Annotated in this window: 1 protein-coding gene; it reads right to left on the minus strand. The window is 65.2% G+C overall.

Annotated elements, in window-relative coordinates; genetic code table 11:
• On the minus strand, nucleotides 1–287 hold a 287-nt coding region (locus SB756_RS29340), incomplete at both ends, for an AMP-binding protein (protein ID WP_410913063.1).

The raw sequence follows: 287 nt of genomic DNA on the forward strand, positions 1-287 counted from the left end.
AAGAATTCCCACACCGACACGTCGAAGCTGAACGGGGTTTTCTGCAGCACGCTGTCGCTGGCGTCCAGGCCGTAGGCCTTCTGCATCCACCACAGGCGGTTGACCAGGGCCTGGTGACTGTTGCCGGCACCTTTCGGGCGGCCGGTGGAGCCGGAGGTGTAGATCACGTAGGCGAGGTTCAGCGGCGCCACATCGACGGCCGGGTTGGCATCGCTGAAGCCGCTGAGGTCTTCGACATCCAGGTCCAGGCTGCGCAGGCCGGCCGGAATCGGCAGGTTGTCACGCAG

Source organism: Pseudomonas sp. SIMBA_068, assembly GCF_046534705.1.
Lineage (GTDB): Bacteria > Pseudomonadota > Gammaproteobacteria > Pseudomonadales > Pseudomonadaceae > Aquipseudomonas > Aquipseudomonas putida.